Source organism: Roseateles sp. (assembly GCF_044373315.1).
Taxonomy (GTDB): Bacteria; Pseudomonadota; Gammaproteobacteria; order Burkholderiales; family Burkholderiaceae_C; genus JACDQM01.
The window spans coordinates 1-20,422 of record NZ_JBILQK010000020.1 but is presented as its reverse complement, the minus strand read 5'-3'; the positions used below and the strand labels follow the sequence as shown (position 1 = coordinate 20,422).

Genomic DNA, 20,422 nt, shown 5'->3' with positions numbered 1-20,422 from the left:
GCCTACAAGATCATTGTGGTTCTGAACTTGGCGCCGGTGTAATTTCTCGGTGTAAATCGCTGAGCTTGTCCAGAGCGTCGCGCTGGGCCTCCACCATCGTGTGGGCATAGCGCTCGGTCGTCCGGATCGACGCGTGACCGAGTACATCTCGGACCACGTGCAAAGGCACGCCTTGTGAAAGCAGGATTGTCGCGCATGCGTGTCTCAAGTCGTGAAACCTCACGTTGTCGAAGCCGGCGGCCTTTCTGGCCTTGGCGAAGCCCGACTTGATGCTCGAGGGTTTGATTGCCATCGGCAGAAAGGCGAGCCAGGGCCGCAGGGCTTCGGTGATCGGGACTTCCCGATAGGACTCGGTCTTCGTGATGTCCGCCGGCAGACGGATCACGGACTCGGTGATGTCTTCTGCCTTGATCTTGCAAACCTCCCCACGCCGGCAGCCGGTCAGCAGTGCGATCCAGATTGCCGCGCGCACGTTGTCGCTCGCCTGGTCGGCGATCTGCTTGACCTCGGCGATCGTTAGATAGACCGTGCGCTGGTTGTTCTCCGGCAGACGCCTGATGTGTGTGCTGTAGTCGGTATCGGTTCGCCCCGCATCGAACGCGAGCCGCAGAGCCTTGCGCAGGGTGCCAAGCCGCCGATTGATGGTTGCCGGGGCATAGTGGGGCGACATGTCTTTGATGATCTGCGCCGCGACCTGTCGAGCCTCCGCTGCGCGCCGCCCTTCGAGCCAAGGGCCGATGGCGGTGGCGTGCTCTTTTGATGAGATCGAATGCCGCAGCGTCTTACAGTGCTCAAAGTAGGCGGCCATCAGGTCGGTTAGGCGCGGATCGCCGGGGATGGCAACCTGCCGTTGACGAACTCGACCCAGCGCTCGAACCAGCTCGGCTTCTACGCGCTTGGCCTCACTCGCAGTCGCACCTGACGGGAGGCGTCGATGTAGTCGCCTTCCATTGACGCACGCTTCCGCGTGCCAGTATCCGTCCTTGTCTTTTCGCGTTGGCATGAATTCCTTTGTGTCCAGTCAATGACTTGAGCGAGATCGAACTTGCGGCGAGAGCGGACCGAGATGAACGGGCAGCCATCAACGACCATGCGCGCGACGGTACGTTCGCTGACGTTCAGATGCGCCGCGAGCTGCGCGGGCGTCAGTAGGCTCATCACTGGTGTTCACTCCTTTGGCTGGTCAGATGGCCGCAGTACGTCGGCCACTTGAGGAAAATTCTCCGAGGCAAATTGCGTGCTTCGAAGCTGGGTATGGCGGCAATTTGGGGCCCATACCCTGCTGCGAGCCTCATTTCGCGTCCTCGCCCCTCCGCATGAGCCTGATGAGACGGCGAGAGGACGCGGAGAAGGGCATGCCAGTTGAGTAGCGGTCTGCTCATGCGATCAGTCTGCAGACAGACGCCCGCAGATCAAGGGCTTGGCGCACTCAGACCCGCACTGCCTGCCCATCGGCAGCGCGATGGCCGAAGTAGGTGACGGCACTTGAACCGCTGAGCTTCACAGGCAGCATGACCGCAAAGGAGAAAAGCGTTCATGCAGTCACGGTCCATCTATCAGGGGTATCTGCTACACCTTGATCCCTACATGGCAAAGGTTTTCATCGCCGCGCTTGTCGCGCTGGCGTGCGTCATCGCGTTCGCTGTCGCTGACGCATCGATGGCGAAGCGCTCGCTGTCCTGGTGGGATGGCAGTGCACCAGACACCCACTGGTTTCGAGCCTTCGTTGGCAAGTGGTGGCTGTTCGCCGCGCTTGCGGGCGTGATCAACGCGCGATTTGCCCTCCTGCTGCCAGTTGCGCTTGTCGGGCTGGGTATCGCTGCCGCCACGAACAACAGTGCGACCGCTTGGATCTGGTGGGGGCTGGCATTCCTATCCTTGGTGGTGCCAGGCTGGTGGCTCCAGTTTCACGAATGGCTTGGGACGCCACGACAGACCGCCAGCGCGAAGCAGTCTGCCGCTTCGGGCCAGCGAACCGAGGTGATCCAGGGACCGCGGGTGCGGCGCCCCGAACGCGACTTCCGATCCATCATCGGAATGAGTGCGGAAAAGGCGCGACTGATCGAGGCAGGGCGTGCCGCGGTTGCCAAGTCGGCGAAGTCGAACGGCATCTTGCTTTATGGCGAGCCCGGCAACGGCAAGACAGCGTTCGCAGAAGCCCTGGCGGGCGAGCTGCAGCTCAAGTGGATCTCCATCTCGACGGCAGACATCGTGTCGCGCTGGATCGGGGCGGGCCCTGAGCAGCTGAGTGCAGCCTTTCAGCAAGCGCAGAAGCAAGCACCGTGCGTGCTCTTCATCGACGAGGCAGACAGTGTGTTCGCCTCGCGAGAGCTGGATGGGCTGCACCAGGATCAGATCAACCTGACGAACGTATTCCTCACAGAGGCGGTTCGTGTGCGAGGAAAGGGCGTGCTGATCATTGCTGCGACGAACTCCCTTGAACGTCTGGATGGCGCCGCGATCAGGGAAGGGCGCTTTGACCACAAGATAGAAATTGGAGCGCCGGACCTGGAGGCTCGTGTCGGCCTGCTCCGCGAAGGCCTCAGGCAACACGCCCCTGGCGCCCGTGTCGAGGACGATGTGCTGAATAGCGTTGCGCGCCGCTGGTCGGGCTTCTCGGCGTCGAGGCTGATCGCGGTGACCAGGCAGGCTGGCACCCATGCGAATGCTGTGCCGAGTCGACGCCTTGGCTTCGACGACCTGATGGCGTGCATGCGGAGCGTTCAAGGCACTCGGATCAGGGTCTCTGAGCAAGCCAAGTCTCTGGATGAGCTGGTGCTAGGGCCGGCGCAACGCCGGGCACTGCAGTCGCTCGTGGTGCAGATGAAGAACTCTTTCCAGACTGAGCGACTTGGCGGCAGCTTGCCTACCGGCGTTCTCTTCTGGGGTGCACCCGGAACGGGCAAGACTGAAGCCGTGCGAGCACTGGCGAAGGACACAGGATGGGCACTGGTCGCAGCCGCTGGTCATGACCTTCTGGCCAAGCCGGACCTCGCCGATAAGCTCTTTCGCGACGCGCGAGACGCTCGCCCGTCCATTGTGTTCATCGACGAGGCGGAGGATGTACTCGGTCACCGGCAGCTTGGTGGTGTGGCTGCCGTGACGAACAAGTTGCTAACGCTAATGGATGGCGTCGGCGGGCGCGTTCCGGATCTCCTATTCATCGCGGCAACCAACAGTCCAGCCGCTCTTGACCCAGCTGTTCTGAGAGGAGGGCGGTTTGCCGAGAAGATCGAGTTCACGGCACCGGAGTTGGAGGCCATTACGGAGTACGCGATGCGATGGCTAGGCGAGCGTGGATGGGCGATCGACGACGAAGGTATCGCCGCACTCGGCGAGCTCGACGGCCAGCCGATTGCGAACGTCACTGCGGTGCTTCAGGCAGCGGTCAATCAGGCGATCACTGACGCGAAAGTGAGCGGGAATCCTCATTCAAGGACAGTCGGATCGGATGCAGTCGGAGCAGCGATCAGCCGCAATTCCGATAGCTGGGCCGAATGAGCAGGATGGCTGACAAACGACCATGCCGAGTTGCATGGGGCGCTTCGATTGGGCAACAAGACACGGCGAACCTTGCATTTGCTCTACGTGTCGGACGGCTCAAGGCTGGTTAGAGACATTTGCAGGCGAATCGCGAGCGCCTGCTCATTCGAAAAGCTGTCTTAGGACCAGCACGCGGATCGCCGGGACTAGCAGTACTGTTAACCGCGTCTAAGCGCTGGATGATTGATTCGCCAACCTTGCCAGACGCTTCCGTATCGTGACTGCGAGTTCCGGACGTAGGCTAACTAGGTCCAGCTACTCTTCGGCTCGACCCCGTGCCAACTCCCACCTCATCTGCAGGCGAACGCCGATGTCTTGCAAGGGGCGCGGCGGTATGTAGCTCGCTGTGCCGTGGACGAGGAAGTCGTCAATCAGCGAGTTGTGTCGTCCTAGCGCGAGATCTGCAATTAGCAGGCCGGCAGCAGTGTGACGGACGATACCTGAGCCATTGCAACAGGAGGCCGCGTAGACGTGCTGCGCCACCTGCCCGAACGCCGGTGCATGATTCCTCGAAACCGCCAGCCAGCCCATCCAGAAGTGCTCAATTTCAAGTTCACCCAGTTCGCCGAAGCGGCGCTTCAGCAACTGCAACTGCGCTGCCTTTGCCGCTTGCCGCCGAACCTCGCCTGATCGCAGCGAAGGTGAATACTCGAAGCCATGGCGGATCAATAGACGCTTGTCGGATGTAAGCCGCAGAGTCGAGCCGGCCACGCTGTGGGCGGGCGTGATGCCCCAGCTGGTGTCGCTTCCGAGCCGGCCCTGCTGTGCAGGGCTGAGTGGCTTGGTAAGGCTGGCGAACAGCAGAATCGGAACCTGGCGATCTCGGTACACGCCAAAGGACGGCGAGAACGCATTGACAGCGAGGATCAGCTTGCCGAAGCGTATGCGACCTTGCTGCGTGCGGACAAGGCGTGAAGCCCCTTCGAATTCGACTTCAAGCACTGCCGAGTTCTCAAACAGCGTCACCTGCTCCGGGAGACTGTCCGCCAAGCCCCGCACAAGGGCCGCAGGGTTCATCAGGTAGGTGCCGGGCGTATAGATCGCGGCCCGGTAGTAGTCTGTTCCCAGGCGGTCCTTCAAGGCCTGGCGCTCCAGCCATTCATACGGCTCGCCCCAGCTGTCCAGATTGGCCGCATAGTTCTTCAGGGCCTGATCGGCGATTTTGGTCGTGACCGCCGCGTGGTACCGGCCACGCCGATCCCAATCGCAAGCTATGCCATGCTGCCTGATCAGGTGGTCCAGCTCGCCCAAGGCGAAACGGCCGACGCGGATTGCGCGCCTGCCCTGCTCGGTCAATGCAGGGGAAGTTCCCGGCGAATGGGGCAGGTCGATCGCGAAACCTGAGTTTCGTCCCGATGCGTTTTCGCCAACTTCGCCGGCATCCACCAGGGCAATCGATGCACCCGGTTGCTGCTCGGCCAAGCGGCGGGCTGCAGCGATTCCAGCATAGCCCGCCCCGACAACCACCCAGTCGAAGGCTTGCGCGCCCTCCAGTGCTGGGCGAGCCGTCCGGCTGGGCAGCAGTGCGCTCCATCCATTGCTGAGATCGTCTGCAGGAAGGCGGTGGACACGACGGGACATGGCGGCAGAGCTAATCCTGTGGTTGCAGACCAAAGCGTCGCAGCAGAGCGGCTGGATCCACGGGGCGGCCGCGGAATCGCAGCCAGGCGTCCTCTGGCTCGACGGACCATGCCGCGCCAAGCAACGCCTCTTCCCAGCGACGCCCAGTCTCGCGGTCATTCAGACCACCGTGACTGGCCAGGAAAACCTCTGCCGCGTCGGCCGCCATCACGTCGGCCCACAGGTAGCCGTACACGCCGGCTGCGTAGCCGCCGGGAAAGCTGTGGAAGTTGCTGGTCATCCGCATGATCATGTCCCAGGCGGGCGGCATATCCAGCTCGCGCAGGATGTTCTTCTCCAGCGCGGCGACATCGAAGCTACCGTCCGGCGCGCCGTCGGCCAGCAGGTGCATCCGCAGGTCCATGATCGCTGGGGCCAGGTAGTCGAGGTTCAGGCTGAACACGCGGTCGTAGCGCAGCGAGCGCTCGAGCTGCTCGACCAGCGGCGCCGGCACCGGTGCACCCGTCTCGGCATGGCGGGCGAAGCGGGCCAGCGTGCCACGATCCAGCAGCCAGCGCTCGTTCAGCAGTGCCGGCACCTCCACGAAATCCCAGGGCACGCCGACGCTGCCGAGCGAAGGGTACGGCGCGCGCGACAGCAGCATGTGCAGCGCATGGCCGAATTCATGGAAGAACACGTTTGCGTACTCGAAGGGCAGGAGGATCTCGCCGCGCGGTCCGGGCACAGCCTCGAAGGAGGAATGCACGGCCGAGATCGGCAGGACGCGCCGGCCTTCGTCGTCGACCTCGGTCGTGCGGTACTCGGTCTGGTAGGAGCCGTGCATCTTGCCCGGGCGGTTGAACAGGTCGAAGTAGAGCACGCCCTGCGCCGAGCCGTCGTCGCGCCGCACCTCGTAGACGCGCACGGTCGGGTGCAACCGCGGCGCCAGTGGCAACGCGGTGAAGTGCAGGCCATAGGTGCGCTTGGCGCTGTCGAACATCGCAGCGAGCATGTTGTCGAGGGTCAGGTAGTGCTTTAGCGTCTCGCCGTCGAAGCCAAGGTCGCGGCGGCGCAGGCGTTCGGCATAAAACTGGCGGTCCCAGGGTTGAAGGGCATCTTGGAGGCCCTCGTCGCGGGCGATGGCCGTGTACACCTCGATCTGCCGCAGCGCCACCGCTCGGACGACACTCCAGGTGCGCATCAGCATCGCCATCGCCGTCTCGGGGTGTCGCGCCATTCGCTCGCCGATCGCCAGGTGCGCGTAACTCTCATGGCCCAGCAGCCTGGCCTTCTCGGCACGCAGCCGAAGAATCTCCGCCGCGACGGGCTTGTTATCGGTAGGGCCGGCATGGTCGCCCCGGTCGTTCCACATCCGCCAGACCCGCTCGCGCAGGCCGCGGTCACGCCCATGGGTCAGCACCGGCCAGACGGCGGCGCGAGCGTTCTGGATCGCCCAGCCTTCGGGGCGGCCTTTCGCGGTCGCCAGGGCCTTAGCGGCAGTGACCAGCGGCGCGGGCAGGCCTTCGAGTTCCGCCTCGTCCTGGATCCAGGCGAATTGCGAGCCGCCATCGGCTATCAGGTTCTGGTTGTATTGAGCCGCCAGCGTGTCGATCCGCGCATTGACTTCGCCGAGGCGCTGCTGGTCGGCTGCCGGCAGGCCGATGCCGGCGCGGACGAAGCGGTCGTGGATCACTTCGGTCAGGCGCCTGTCCAGCGGTGGCAGGCTCTCGCGTTGCTTGTGGACTCGGTCGACGCGGGCGAACAAGCGCTGGTCGAAAAGGATCTCGTTTTCCAACCCGGACAGCATTGGCGTGACCCGCTGCGCGACGGCTGGCATCTCGCCAAGCGAATTTGCTGCGCCCATCACGCGGTACAGCGCGTTCACGCGCCTCAAAGCGCCGCCGCTGCGTTCCATCGCCTCGACGGTGTTCGCAAAGCTTGGCGTTTCGGCGCTTGTGGCGATCGCATGCACTTCGGCGCGCTTCATGGCGATCGCCTCGGTCATAGCTGCTTCCAGTGCCGCCGGCGTAGCCAGTTCGAAGGGCGGCAGGCCGCCGAAGGGGCCGGACCAGGGGGATAGCAAGGCATTCATGTTCAATACTTCTGTGCAGGACCTTCAATCGCCTCGCGCATCACGCCGATGACGAAGTCCGGGATTTCGTAGACAAAGTTGTGGCCCGAGCCGGCGGGCGCGACGATACGCCGCGAACGGTCGGACGTGGCCAGGTAGCGCTCTCGCGTGCGGGCGATCACGCGCACCACACGCTCGTTCAGCCGAGCGTCGGCCGTCTGGGCCTCCGGGAGTCGGGCGACGTCGAGGTCGTTCTTCGGGGCCACGAGCCAGACGGGCACGCCGTCAAGGTCACCGTCGTAGACACCGGCGGACCAGGCTGCGCGAGCCGCGCCGGCCGGCGTCAGCTCGGCGTAGATGGAAGCCTGCGTGAAGTCGGCGGCGACACGCTCGTCGACCGCACGTGCGGCGACGACCTCCGGCCCAAGCTCGCGGTCCACGGCCGCCAGTACCGCCGCGTAGGCGGGGATCAGACGCTGCTCGGCCGCACGGCGCTTCATGAGGTCGAAGCCGAACAGGCGCGCCAGGCCCGCCTTCAGCGGCGCCAGCCGAAACTCGCGCAGCGCTTCCAGCGGCGGGCCGTACAGGATGGTGTCGAGCGGGGTCGGATCCAGCAGCACCAGCGTGTGGACGAGGTCGGGCCGGCGGCGCGCGATATTCGCGGCCAGCAGGCCACCGAAGGAATGACCGGCAATGACAAAGGGCCCGCGCTCGCCCGTCAGTTCCAGCATGCGGAGCACCTCGTCCGCCTCACGGGCGGTGGTGCGTGGAAAAGGCCCGGCGTCGCTCCAGCCCGTCCCCGGCCGGTCGATGAGGATGGAGCGGGTGCGGCCACGGAACGCCCGGTGCAGGTGATGCATCGCGTTGCCTGCAGTGTGGCCGCCTGCGAACCACAGCACCGTCGGGCGGCCCTCTAGCGGCTCGCCCTCGGCTTGGACGTGGATTCGGTAGCCGCCCATGTCGACCAGGCGACCCGGCGCCGGGAAACGCCGACGCACGACAGCACGCATCCACAGGTAGCGGAGCGAGAGCAAGGCCAGGCCGATGCCGACGAGCGCCGCCAGCCAAAGGTTTACCGGCGCGAGCATCAAGGCCGAGAGCAGTGCCAGCAGCAGGCCGGCCGCATCGCGGCTCAGCAGCGAGAGCAGCGTGTTCATTGGGTGGTGCTGCTAGCGGCAGCGACGCCACCGGCCTTAGCCGCCGGGGCGGTCACCTCGTCATCGCTGGCTTCTTGGCTGACCTGTTCGCCGACTTTTGGCAAGCGCCACGCCGCGATGGTCGCCAGCACGAAGGCCACGCCAGCCATCATGAGGGACGCGTCGTAGCTGTGCGTCGCGTCATAGACGAGACCCGAGATCCAGGGCGAGACGCCCCCGCCCAGCGTCGCCGCCATCATCTGCGTGGCGCTGGCCCGGCCAAAGGCCTCAGCGGGAAAGTAGCGCCGCGCCAGGAAGGCGCCGAGCGCGTGGTCGCCGCTGCTGAACAAGCCCAGCATCAGCGCCGCGATGGCCGCCGCCGCGAGGCCATGGCCGAAGTACAAGAGCACGACGGCGCCCAGTGGCGCCAGCACGAAGCCGCGCGCGAGCCACGTGGCGGGGAAGCGGTCGATCAGCCACCCCGCCAGCAGGTTGCCAGAAAAACCACCCACGCCCATCACACTGAGCATGGCCGCCGCCTGGGCCAGCGAGAGGCCGCGCCCCTGCAGCAGCGCCGCGAAGTGCATCATGATCGCGCCGATCGCGAAGCCAAAGAACAGATTCCACCAGGCTAGCGCCCACCAGGTCGGGCTCTTCAGGAAGCCCAGCATCGAGCTTCCGCTGCCGCCCCTCGTGACGTTGACGCCAGCGCGTGCCGGCTGCTCCGGCTCCCGCTCTCGGATCAGCAGCAGCGCGGCCGCGCCACCCAACAACAAGCTCATCAGTCCCATCGCGAAGAAGGCATCGCGCCAGCCCCAGTGCGTCAGCACATAGCCAACCCAGGGCGGATGAATCACCGAGCCGACGGCGGTGGCCGCGAACAGGATGCCCAGGCCCTTGCCCAGCGAGGCGTCGAACCATTGCTGAACCAGCTTGGCTAGCGTCAGCAGCGAGGCGCCTGTGGCTGTGAACATCAATGCCACGCACAGCAGGTAGTAGAAGAGGACGTTGCCGTTCATCATGCCGAAGGCGGCAAAGTTGACCGATTGCAGCAGCACGCCCCACAGCACCAGGGGGCGTAGCGGTAGGTTGTCGATCACCCAGCCGACCAGCGGCATGCTCAGTGGACCGATGATCGTCACCAGCGTCATCGAGAACGCGATCTGCGCGCGCGACCAGTGCAGGTGCTGTTCCATGGGGATCAGGAACAGGCCGAAGGTCGAGCCGTAGAGCGCCGTCACTCCGAACAATGCCACCAGGCAGCAGCCGACGAGAACCTTCCAGCTGGCCTTGGAATCCACGTCGGACTTGCTGCTGTTCATGGCTGCCGCTCAATAGTCATAGCGCAGACTGACCGTCAGTGTGCGCGGTCGCTGCAGGAAGTATTGCGCGAAGCTGCCCACACCGGCTGGTGCGCCGGTGATGCTCTGCACACCCTTGGAGTTCGTCATGTTGGCAAGCACACCCGACAGTGTCCAGTGGTCGCTGGTGAACGAGGTGCCGACGTCAACCGTGTTGTAGGAAGCAGCGGGCTTGTTGCCACTCAGGAACATCACGCGGTCACCCACATACGTCCAGGTGCCGAAGGCGCGGCCGTTCGTACCCATCGGCCCGGCGAAGTTCCAGCCGGCCTGCAGCGCGGCCTGGGTCTTGGGTGACCCCGGCAGGCGCGATCCCGCAGGCGCCGTGATGGACGTCCGGCCATTGGGCACCGCGACCGGCACCGTCGTTTTGGCCTCGGTGTAGGCCGCCGAGAGCGAGACGTCAAACGCTGGGCCGAAGCGGTAGCGCAAGGCTGCCTCCATGCCCTTGCTTTTGGCATGACCGACATTGCTGATGCCGCTTTCCGGTAGCCCTCCGTTCTGCACGGTGAAGTAGGTGAACTGCGCGTCCTTCCAGTCAAGCAGGAAGACGCTCAGGTCCACCTGCAAGCCCTTGGCCGGGCTCAGCCTCAGGCCGGTCTCGTAGTTCCACAACGAGTCAGACTTGAACGGCAGGAAGGGTGCAGTGCCATTGGTGCCGCCGTAGCGGTAGCCTTTGCTTGCGAGGGCGTACCACATCTGGTTGCCGTCAAAACGGTACTTCACGCTGGCCTTGGGTGTGAAGCCACTGTCCGACGAGTCGGGTGGCGTCACCGAGGACGGTGCGCCGAACTGAGTGCCGCTTTGCACGTAGTGCGTCGTCGTCTTGTAGCGCCGGCCCCCGATGTCGACGCTCCAGCCATTGCCGAGGGCATACTCCGCGTCGGCGAAGAACGCGGTCTCAGTGCCGCGAAGATCGGTGCTCAGATCCACCAAGTCGGTCAGTCCGAAGGCCCCCGAGGGGTCGATCTGTTTCGCGTGCCCATTGCCGGAGCTGCGTTGGTAGAAGACGCCAGCAACGTAACTTAGCGGCCCACCGGGATTGCTGGCGATACGGAGTTCCTGCGAACGCGCGCTGAGTTCGCTCTCCTGCGGGCGGATCACCTGCGGCAGTACAAGTCCCACGCTGGCGAACAGCTCGGTGTCGTCAATCAGCGCAGTGGACTTGTTGCGCCACCAGCCCGTGATGGAGGTCAGCGTCTGGGCGCCGAGATTCCAGTCCACGGTGAGGCTGGAGAAGTCCGCGGTGACCTTGCGGGCGGAATTGTTGGGCGACGTGTGCTCAAGCTTGCTCGGGTCGGGTGACACGCTGAAGGTGTCGTACTGCTTGGTGTCCTGCGAAGACACGACCCATGTAGCGCTCAGCGCAGCGTTCGGCTTTATGGTGGCCAGAAGACGTGCACCGTGCTGCTTGACCTTGTTCGCATCTGGTGTGCGCGTTCCCAGGTTGTCGATATAGCCCGGATCCTCCCGATCCCATGCGACGACACGTACGCCAGCGACATTGGTCGACAGCGGTATGTTCACCATGCCAGCGACAGACGGCGCGCTGTCGCCGCCGGAGACCTTGGCGAAGCTCAGCTGTGCTGCAGCTTCAAAGCTGTCCAGCCGCGGCTTGTTGAAAAGATAGCGCACCGCGCCGCCCAACGAGCCAGAGCCGAACAGCGCGCCCTGGGGGCCGCGCAGCACCTCGATTCGGTCGAGGTCGAAGGCATACGGGTCGGGCACGATGCCCTTGCCCAGCGGCGAGACCAGCGGCACGTCCTCCACATAGAAGCCCGTAGGCTGTTGCTGGCCGCCACTTCCTTCGTTGGTCGTCTCGGTACCGATACCACGGATGGTGATCGTGTTGCTTGAGATGTCCCCTTTGTTGAATTGAACGCCGGGCGTCAGCTTCAGCGTGTCTTCCTGGTCCTTGGCACCGAGCTTCTCCAGTTGCGCGCCCTGCAGCACGCTGACCGAGCCGGCGACGCTTCGCTCGGGCTCCAAGCGCTTATTGGCGGTGATGACGACGCGATCGAGTTGATCGGGATCTGCTGCGGGCTTTTGCTGGGCATGCACGGCGGGCACCGTAGCTACCAGGCCGATCAAGGCCGTCGCCTCGGCGATCCGGCTGAGGCGCAAGGGAGAAGACTTCACGGACATATCGATGTGCTCCTGTCATGGGCCGGGTACAGCTCGGCGGGTGACAGTCACGATAGGTTCACGAAACCCTCGCACCGTGAGGACTTCGACGAAAAATTTAGGCGAACAGACGGAGTCGGGTTAGTCCTTAGGCGCGAGTTCGACCAGAAAGGGTGCCCGATGGCGGCGGTATTCGCGCGGGGCCAGGCCGACGTGCCGACTGAAGGCTGCGGCGAAGCTGCTCTGGTGCTCGTAACCTACGCTGTCGGACACCTGCGCGACGGTCAAGGACCCTTGCAGCAGTAGCTGCTGAGCCTCGCGCATGCGACGATCCAGGCAGTGACCGGCCATGGTCGTGCCGAAGGACTCTTTGAACACCGACTTCAGCTTGTTCAGGCTGACGCCAAGGTCCGAGGCCAGGTCGCCGAGTAGCGGTGGCCGGCGGTATTCGCGGTCCAGCCTTTCACGGGCCGCACGTGCCACATCGAGATCGCGCTTGCGCGGCAGCAGCACATGCCGGTGTGCCGGATCGTCTGCACGCTCCTGGATGGCTTGCAGCGCAAAGGCAATGAGCTCGGTCAACCGGCCGTTCAATTGCATCGTGCGGAGCTCGCCCGGCAAGCGACTGTCCAAGGTATCAGCGATCAATGCGGCGATGCGCTGGTCGACCGGAAAGGACGACAGCCGCACCACGTCGGAGGAATGGCGTACCACCTCGCGCACCGCTGGCGGCAACTCGCTCTCCAACAGGCCGAGCCGCTTGGCAAAGGTCTTGCCGCGAAAGCTTGCCACCAGGCCCTGCTGGCGCGAGCCGCCCATCACATCGGCCGTCAGCGTGACGCCCTCCGGCAGGCAGGCCAGCAGCACCTCGGGTCGATTGAAGACGATGGGGTTGGAGTCGCCGTAGCGAAAGGAGACGTCGCAGGCCAGCGAGGCGCGCAGCATGATGACGGGCTCCTCGGATTGGTAGGGCCAGCGCACCTGCTCCGGGAGTACGCAGTTCAGCACATTGGCCATTGCGTCGTCGTCGAGGCGGAAGAGGTCAACCGTGCCGTTGCCGGGCTCGTCGAACACGGTGCGAACGATGTTGCGGGAGATCGGCTTGGCGCCCCCGTGGATCGATGCGCGCTGCCACTCGGCGTCGAAGTTCAGCGGATCTGGAACCTCGGCGCGGATGGTTGTGCTCATCGAGTCTGCTCTCCTAAATTTCTGATGCGGAATGCTAATCCAGGCGACGCAGCAGTCAATAAGGTCACGCCATGACCAAGATCACCGAGCCACTGATGCACCGCGCCCGCACGCTGATTGACGGCACACTGGCCTGGGACAACCATGCCTGCTTGCCGCTGCGACCGCTGGATGAGAGCTTCCTACCGCAGTTGGAGCGGCACCGCCGCGCTGGCTTTGACACCGTGATGCTGAATATCGGCTTTGGCGAGAACGGCATCGAGGACCACGTGCGCATGGCGGCGGCGGTGCGGCACTGGGTCGCAGCCCGACGCGAGCACTACCTGATGCTGGACACCCCGGCGGATGCGATGGAGGCCCGACGCAGCGGGCGATTGGCCATCGGCCTGGACATTGAGGGAGCGAACGCCATCGCAGACCAGTTGTCGATGATCGAGTTGTATCGAGACCTGGGCGTGTGGTGGATGGCGTTGGCCTACAACCGCAGCAACCGCGTGGGCGGTGGTTGCCAGGAGGTAGATGCCGGCCTGACTGACTTTGGCCGTGCCGTAGTTCGCGAATTGGAGCGTGTCGGCGTGGTGGTATGCCTGAGCCACACCGGCCACCGCACGGCACGCGAGGTGTTGTCGCTCGCAGAGCAACCGGTCATCTTCTCGCACAGCAACTGCGCGGCCCTGCACGAGCACCCACGCAATATCCCGGACGAGCTGATTCGTGCCTGCGCCGCCACGGGCGGCGTGGTTGGCCTGAACGGCGTGGGAATTTTTCTCGGCGCGAACGACATCGCCAGCGAAACCTACGCGCGCCACGTCGACCACGTCGTGCAGCTTGTTGGCCCGCAGCACGCCAGCATCGCGTTGGACTACGTGTTCGATCGCCAGGAGCTGGACGACTATCTCGACAAGATGAAGCACACGTTCCCGCCGGGTCTGGGGTACGAACTGGGCGGGCGCTTCGTCGCTCCCGAGCAACTCACCGAGATCGTTTCCATCCTGCTGGGCTGGGGCTACCGCGAGGCCGATGTGGCCTCCATCCTGGGCGGCAACATCCTGCGCGTCATGCAGCAGGTAGAAGGAGCACGTAAGCGCCATGTCTGAGCACATCAACACGCTGGCCGAGCGCTTCTGGGCCTGGCAATGCCGCGAGTTCCCGCTGACGGCCTTCATCGCAGGCGTGAGCGCCAGCGACGACCCGGTGATGTTCCGGGACGCGCCGGCCGACCACCTGCGCCGCCACGACGAGGTATTGGGCTTCATCGCGCAGCTCAATGCCATCACCGCACCTGCCACGCCGCGCGAACGGGCGGACGCCGCCTTGCTGCGCCGTGAGCTGGAGGACCTGCGCGATTTCCACGGGCTCGGCGCTCACCAGCGTCCCTGGCTGCTGCCGGTCGGGCCTGAGTTCAACACCATCTACTTCGCCAATCTCACAAGCCTTGCCGATGCACGGTCGGCGGAGCTGTACCTGGCGCGCCTGAAGACGCTGGCCGGGTTCTTTGACGACATCAGCGCGAACCTGCGAGACGGTCTCGCACGCGGCTTTCGCTACCCGCGCGTTGTGCTGACGCGTGCCGAGGCCAATATGCGCGCCGTAACGCAGGGGCCGGTCGAGAAGCTCGCCTGGTTCGGCCCCTTCGCTCGCTGCGCCACCCTGTGGCCACAGGCCGAGGCCTCGAAGGCCGTGATTTCGGAAGCCATCCTCCCCGCCATCATCCGCCTGGCCGACGTGCTGCGCGACGAGCTGGCGCCCCAGGCCCGCGATTCGATTGCCGCGACCGATGACATCGACGGTGCGCGCTATTACCAGCTCTGGGTGCGTCACTTCACCAATCTGGACATGTCAGTCGACGAGATCCACCAGCTCGGCATCGCCGAGGCGGCGCGGGTCGAGTCCGAGATCGAACGGGTCGCCGCCGATGCCGGATTTGCCGGCCGCGTGGCCGACTACCGTAGGCACCTGGCTGAGTCACCTGAGTTCTTCGCCCCCACCGGCGAGGTACTGCGCGAGCGGCTCGAGATCACCGCCAAGCGCATCGACCGGCTGATCCCCAGCTACATCGGCCGCGTGCCCCGCATCACTTACGGTGTGGAAAGCATTCCGGAGAGCCTGGCGCCGCGCATGCCGCCCGCCTACGCCCAACCCAGCCCAGGCGATGGTTCCACGTCCGGCATCCTTTGGGTCAGCGGCCTACCGCAGAAGTGCCCGCTTTACATGATCCCGTCGCTGACGCTGCACGAGGGCTGGCCGGGCCATCTGATGCATCTGGCCCTGGTGCAGGAGTTGGAAGATGTGCCGGCCTTCTGCCGCTACAACGGCCCAAAGTACGGCGCCTGCGTCGAGGGCTGGGCCTTGTACTGCGAGGGCCTCGGCGAGGACATGGGTCTTTACAAGACGCCACACGAACGTTTTGGACGGCTCGACATGGAGCTTTGGCGCGCGCTGCGGCTGGTCGTCGACACAGGCATCCACACAAAGGGATGGACCCGCCAGCAGGCGATCGAGGCACTGGCCTCGCGCGTTTCGCTAAGCTTGGACACGGTAGAGGCGGAGGTCGACCGCTACATCGCGCTGCCGGCCCAGGCGCTGGCCTATCAGATCGGCAACATCCGCTTCCGCGAATTCCGCGCACTTGCCGCGTCGAAGCTGGGCGAGCGCTTCAATTTGCGCACGTATCACGACAAGCTGTTGAGCTTCGGCACCGCGACGCTGCCAGTGATCGGCGAACTGCTCGATGAATGGCTGGCCGAGGAGGCTGCGGCATGAGTGGCATTCAATTCGATCCTGTCTCGGGCGTTGCGTACGCGCTGCACGGCCCGAGCGATGGCGAGCCGCTGTTGATCGGTTTGCCGCTGATGGCCTCGTTCGAAGCGATTTTCGGCGCGGCGTTGAAGCCGGTTTTGGACGGCTACCTGTCGCGCCTGACGGATCGCTACCGGGTGCTTCTAGTCGACTACCCGAGCATTGGTGCAAGCCGCGACATAGCACCCGAACAGCTGACGGCCGAACGCGTTTGCACGGATCTGCTGAGTGTCGCCACCGCAGCCGGCTTCGGTCGGTTCACCTACTGGGGCTACTCCTGGGGCGGCGGCGTCGGCTTGCAATTGGTCAGCCGCAGCGATCGGCTGAAGGCGCTGGTCATCGGTGGCTGGCCGCCGATCGGCGGGCCGTACAAGGAAATCGCCGACGCCGCGGAGCGCAAGCAGCACGAGCCCGAGGCCTCGTCCATGATGGTGCTGCGCAGCAAGGCGCAGTACACGCAGTGGATCCACTACAACCGCAGCGTCCAGCATAGCTGGAACGAAGCTGCGGCTTTGGCGGCGATGCGCGCACTGCCCAAGCTCGTGTTCCATGGCGAGCGGGGGGATCTGGTCGAAGCGGGCATACCCGTGCCCATCGCCAGCCTGATTCGCAACAACGCCGCCACCTTGCGCCTGCTCGGATGGGAGTTGATGCAAGTGCCCGCCTTTGGTCACGAGGTCTGCATGAAGCCCGAACTGTTCGTCCCCGCGGTGCGCGCCTTCCTGGACCGCAGCCTGGCCTGATTCTGCGCGGTTCAGGCCGCGATGAATTCGCGTAGCAGCGCCATCGCCGCGAGCGGCTTGTCGCGCCAGACTCCGTGGCCTGCGTCTGCGAACTCGACGTAGCGAACCAGATGCGCCGGCAGTGCTGCGGCGATCTCGCGTTGGTCCTCAATCGGCGTGATCGGATCGTCTGCGCCGCCGAAGACCAGGACCGGACACGCGGCTCGCGCGAGGCAGGGCAGCAAGTCCACATGCGTCAATCGGTGTCAGCAAACAGTTGAATGTGCACATGTCCATTTGCTCAAGTCCTCGATGTTGGTGTCGGGCCGGATCATGGTCTTGGTTTTTTAATGTTCATAAATTGAGAAGACGCGGACCAGCTCAATGAGCATCCTCCGATGCAATTTCCCCTCCGACCGTGCTCTTGTTTTCCGTATGGAGTAGTTAGTAGCCGAAATGAAAGCCAATACATGAATGCCTCAGTCTTCAGATTTGCAAACCGGACCCGGCTACTCGCGCCATCAATGATCCTTGAGCTGATGAAGCTCATGGGCCAGCCTGGATTGGTGTCACTGGGTGGGGGACTGCCATCGGCCGAAGGATTTCCCTCCGAAGCCGTCCGTGATGCCTCGCATCGCGTGCTGACGCAGCATCCACGTGAAGCCCTGCAATACACCACGACCGAAGGGCTGCTCGCGCTGCGTGAATGGCTTGCGGCGCGCCTGAGCCAACGCGGTCTGGCCGTGCAGGCATCGCAAGTGCTTATCACCAGCGGATCGCAACAGGGGCTCGACCTGGTGGCCAAGATGCTGCTGGAAAACGGTGCCCAGGTGGCGGTCGAAGCGCCCACCTATCTGGGCGCATTGCAGGCCTTTGCACCATACGAGGCAGACGCCATCGAGGCGGCTTGTGACGACGCCGGGCCGCTGCCTGAACGCTTGGCCGAGGTGGCCGGCGCCAGGGCGCTATACCTACTGCCGAACTTTCAGAACCCGACTGGGCGTTGCATTTCGCATGCGCGGCGCGCGCAGATTGCGGCTACGGCGCGTTCCATGGGACTGCCTCTGCTCGAGGACGACCCCTACGGCGATCTTTGGTTCGACCAGCCGCCGGCGGCACCCGTAGCGGCCCATTGGCCTGAGGGCACGATCTATCTGGGTTCGTTTTCAAAGGTGCTGGCGCCCGGCTTGCGTCTGGGCTATGCCGTGTCACCCTTGCCGGTGCATGACCTTCTCGTGCAAGCCAAGCAGGCGGCCGATATGCACAGTTCGACGTTGGCGCAGCACATTGTGCTTGACCTGCTGCGTACAGGTATGCTTGATGGTCACTTGGACGACGTGCGCACCCGCTACCGAATCGGACGCGACGCCATGGCACAGGCGTTGCACACGCACATGCGCGATCTCGCCACCTGGCAGATTCCTGACGGCGGCATGTTCTTCTGGATGAAGCTGCCGCCGCAGATAGACAGTGCGTCACTGTTGCCGCTGGCGATCAAGCATGGTGTGAGCTATCTGCCAGGCGCTGCGTTCTTCGCGCGCAACCCGATGCGCAACGCAGTCCGGTTGTCCTTCGCAACGGAACCCCCGGATCGGATAGCCCAGGGTGTGGCGGCGCTGGCGAAGTTGGTGCGCCACACCTTGACCGCTCAAAGTGGCCAGGCCAAGTAGATTTTGTTCTCCGAAGTCGCGCCTACTAGCAAGTGCTCGGCGCGGTCGGCGTAGCGGATCCGATAGCGCCGGAGCCGGTGCGTCGAGTGGGGCTGCTGCTCCACCAGCTCAAGGACCAGTGGCTCTTTGCCGGCCCACAGGTTGATCACATTGCGCACTGTATTGCCTTGGGACACGACTTTCAGCAGCTCCTCGGCAAAGCAGCCCTGATCCAATGCCGTTCCGTTGCGAAGGAGTTGCGCTTTAGCCATGGCAGTAAGGGCTGGCGAGTCATCTGTTATACCCGTCAGAGACAAGGGTGTGCTGCCCGGCGCGAATCCCTCCAGGGCGAGCTGCGCCAGATGGCGCACTGCGCGGGTATTGCCCGGAGCCAAGTTGCACATGGCCACTACGCCGCACCCGTGAGCGGGAGACAAGGAAGCGCCATCGCCGGCGCAGGCAGCGCAGAGGCGATACCGCCTGCCCAGCGATCAAGCGGCCAGTCCTCCGTTGGTCGACGGTCAGAGCGGCCTTGGCTGCGATGGCCGTCGTCGATGAGCCAGCTCACCTCTGGCGACGGCGACGCACGGGCTTTCGGCCACGGGGTGGCGTACTACCTTGCCGGGGTCGCCCGGGCCGTGAAGAACAGGATGTCGACGCCCAGGCCGGGGCTCAAGAGGTGGATGGGCTGCTGGCCGTGCAGTGGATGCGGCGCGGCCAGCAACTCGGCTTGCACGTCATGGGGGGCATCTCGCAGGTCCAGCAGCAGTGCGTCTTGGCCCAGCGTTGCCAACATTCCTTCCAGTGAGTCGGGCGACGCGGCGCCGACTTCGGGCTGGCACTGGTTGTCACCTATCAAGTGGCCGATGGTCAGCATCGCAGTGCCAAAGCGGCGGTGCAGGTGGTGGCCCATCATCCGTGGCAACTCGATGCGCTGGCCCGCCATGTCGATGGAGACCGGCAGCGTGGACGCGTGCCCCACGTGCGAGAACAGCAGCAGGCGACCGTCAGGGCCATATCGATGCAGCATTCGCTCCACGTTCTCAGCCTTGACGCGGTCGCTCAGAGCGACGCTGGCCCAAAGGCCGGCCAGGCCCTGGGCGGTGCACCAGCCGATGGGAATTTGGCGCAGGTAGAGGTCGGCCTGTCGGGCTGCCAACGCGGCATCGAGCGCCGCATCGGACGGATCGCTGCGCTCGACCTGAACCCCGATGTCGGCTACCGCCGCGGTGACGGCATCGCGCGCGGCGGCGTCGAGCGTCGCATAGCCTGTCGGCTCCGAGGCACGACGGTCCACCACCAACCGGGACCACACCGGCGCCAGCCGTTCCCTGAACGAGGCGGCTGTGGGCGCATCGAGAAAACCCAATGCCCGCTCCAGCGCAGCATGCGCGTTAGAGGTGTCGAAACCGAAGAAGCCCAGCCGCCGCTTGGGTGAGCGTGAGTTGAATGCGCGCATCCACTCGACCAACGCCACCTGCTCGGGAAACGCATGCAGGCCCGAGGTGATGCCAGCCGAAACGGCGCTTGACGCATCACCCGCGTCGCCCTGCACGAAGCTGTCGATCACCAGGCCTTCGGCCAGCCCGGACTCCAGCCCGATGGCGCTGAAGCCCTGCGAATCGGCCAGCCTGGCGAACCAGGCGTTGCGGAACTGCAGCGGCTCGTGCGCGCCGTGCAGGCCCTCGCCGAGCGAGACGATGCGGGCCTCGCCGATCAGCGCATCGAGCGAGGCGCCATCGGCAGGCCGCCAGTTGCGGCAGGCCCAGTCAAGAAAGTGGTGGTATCGGGTCATGTTAGGTTCCAGAGGCGCTCGAAGGCGAGCCGGCGCGAGCGGCTGCAGGCGGTGGCTCATAGGTAGGCAGATTAGCCAGCGGCGCCCGCTGGCATTGAAGCGATCGGCGCGGTTATTGAGGCGAGCGGATACCCGTCGACTCTCATATGGTGAACACAGAGCCCACTCAGTACTGGGAAAGGTGTGCCAGCGCCACGAGGCAAGGGTCGCGCTGTATTTCAATTCAACAGCTGCCTCCTCCATACGTGTGCTCGACCTGGGGCGCATCGAATGCAGGCGCGTTCGTTGTCCTCTATGGTGCTGCCTTGAGCAGTCGCCTACTATTCATTTCGATGCATCTTTGCATCACTGAATCGCCCCGGGTTTCGAGGAGGCTCCGATTCTGGAGAATGGAGCCATGAAGAAGTCCCCGAAGTTTTCGCCTGAGGTGCGCGAGCGTGCCGTACGCATGGTGCTGGAGCACCGCGGTGAGCA

At 64.5% G+C, this 20,422-nt stretch carries 15 protein-coding genes; 5 read left to right on the top strand and 10 right to left on the bottom strand.

All coding sequences use genetic code 11. The features are described 5' to 3' along the window. Positions 1-10: 10 nt before the first annotated feature. Positions 11-808: a tyrosine-type recombinase/integrase gene (locus ACIQ67_RS07090; RefSeq protein WP_397533660.1), complete on the bottom strand. Its 798-nt coding sequence runs from the start codon at positions 806-808 to the stop codon at positions 11-13. A 779-nt stretch (positions 809-1,587) separates the two neighbouring features. On the opposite strand from ACIQ67_RS07090, the gene ACIQ67_RS07085 reads away from it, so the two are divergent. Continuing rightward, positions 1,588-3,501: an AAA family ATPase gene (locus ACIQ67_RS07085; protein ID WP_397533659.1), complete on the top strand. Its 1,914-nt coding sequence runs from the start codon at positions 1,588-1,590 to the stop codon at positions 3,499-3,501. Between the two features lie 297 nt (positions 3,502-3,798). Here the strand turns inward: ACIQ67_RS07085 and ACIQ67_RS07080 are convergent, their stop codons facing one another. The 6 genes from ACIQ67_RS07080 to ACIQ67_RS07055 form a co-directional block, all read right to left on the bottom strand. Continuing rightward, positions 3,799-5,124, bottom strand: a complete 1,326-nt coding sequence (locus ACIQ67_RS07080; protein WP_397533689.1) for an NAD(P)/FAD-dependent oxidoreductase — start codon at positions 5,122-5,124, stop codon at positions 3,799-3,801. 10 nt (positions 5,125-5,134) lie between these two features. After that, positions 5,135-7,108, bottom strand: a complete 1,974-nt coding sequence (locus tag ACIQ67_RS07075) for a M3 family metallopeptidase (RefSeq protein WP_397533658.1) — start codon at positions 7,106-7,108, stop codon at positions 5,135-5,137. An 89-nt stretch (positions 7,109-7,197) separates the two neighbouring features. Further along, complete coding sequence (locus ACIQ67_RS07070; RefSeq protein WP_397533657.1) at positions 7,198-8,331, bottom strand: alpha/beta fold hydrolase; 1,134 nt, start codon at positions 8,329-8,331, stop codon at positions 7,198-7,200. Continuing rightward, the gene (locus ACIQ67_RS07065; RefSeq protein WP_397533656.1) at positions 8,328-9,632 is read right to left on the bottom strand and encodes an MFS transporter; all 1,305 of its coding nucleotides are present in this window, start codon (positions 9,630-9,632) and stop codon (positions 8,328-8,330) included. Before ACIQ67_RS07065 ends, ACIQ67_RS07070 begins: the two co-directional genes overlap by 4 nt. Positions 9,633-9,641: 9 nt before the next feature. Then, complete coding sequence (locus ACIQ67_RS07060; protein ID WP_397533655.1) at positions 9,642-11,816, bottom strand: TonB-dependent receptor; 2,175 nt, start codon at positions 11,814-11,816, stop codon at positions 9,642-9,644. Positions 11,817-11,936: 120 nt separating this feature from the next. After that, complete coding sequence (locus ACIQ67_RS07055; protein WP_397533654.1) at positions 11,937-12,983, bottom strand: helix-turn-helix transcriptional regulator; 1,047 nt, start codon at positions 12,981-12,983, stop codon at positions 11,937-11,939. A 71-nt stretch (positions 12,984-13,054) separates the two neighbouring features. Here ACIQ67_RS07055 and ACIQ67_RS07050 point away from each other — a divergent pair, with 71 nt between their 5' ends. The 3 genes from ACIQ67_RS07050 to ACIQ67_RS07040 are packed head-to-tail and all read left to right on the top strand — an operon-like array spanning position 13,055 to position 16,525. Next, entirely contained in the window at positions 13,055-14,080 is a 1,026-nt protein-coding gene (locus ACIQ67_RS07050) for a dipeptidase (protein WP_397533653.1), read from the top strand. Beyond that, positions 14,073-15,746: a DUF885 domain-containing protein gene (locus ACIQ67_RS07045; protein ID WP_397533652.1), complete on the top strand. Its 1,674-nt coding sequence runs from the start codon at positions 14,073-14,075 to the stop codon at positions 15,744-15,746. The genes ACIQ67_RS07050 and ACIQ67_RS07045 overlap by 8 nt, the downstream gene beginning before the upstream one ends. Next, the gene (locus tag ACIQ67_RS07040) at positions 15,743-16,525 is read left to right on the top strand and encodes an alpha/beta fold hydrolase (RefSeq protein ID WP_397533651.1); all 783 of its coding nucleotides are present in this window, start codon (positions 15,743-15,745) and stop codon (positions 16,523-16,525) included. Before ACIQ67_RS07045 ends, ACIQ67_RS07040 begins: the two co-directional genes overlap by 4 nt. 11 nt (positions 16,526-16,536) lie before the next feature. Here the strand turns inward: ACIQ67_RS07040 and ACIQ67_RS07035 are convergent, their stop codons facing one another. After that, a complete protein-coding gene (locus tag ACIQ67_RS07035) occupies positions 16,537-16,755 on the bottom strand; it encodes an alpha/beta fold hydrolase (RefSeq protein WP_397533650.1) in 219 nt (72 codons plus the stop codon). 147 nt (positions 16,756-16,902) lie between these two features. Between ACIQ67_RS07035 and ACIQ67_RS07030 the strand changes: the two genes are divergently transcribed. Beyond that, complete coding sequence (locus ACIQ67_RS07030) at positions 16,903-18,174, top strand: PLP-dependent aminotransferase family protein (protein WP_397533649.1); 1,272 nt, start codon at positions 16,903-16,905, stop codon at positions 18,172-18,174. Here ACIQ67_RS07030 and ACIQ67_RS07025 read toward each other — a convergent pair. Beyond that, positions 18,153-18,425: a hypothetical protein gene (locus tag ACIQ67_RS07025; protein ID WP_397533648.1), complete on the bottom strand. Its 273-nt coding sequence runs from the start codon at positions 18,423-18,425 to the stop codon at positions 18,153-18,155. The genes ACIQ67_RS07030 and ACIQ67_RS07025 overlap by 22 nt on opposite strands. A 341-nt stretch (positions 18,426-18,766) precedes the next feature. Next, positions 18,767-19,948: an erythromycin esterase family protein gene (locus tag ACIQ67_RS07020; RefSeq protein ID WP_397533647.1), complete on the bottom strand. Its 1,182-nt coding sequence runs from the start codon at positions 19,946-19,948 to the stop codon at positions 18,767-18,769. Positions 19,949-20,422 lie beyond the last annotated feature (474 nt).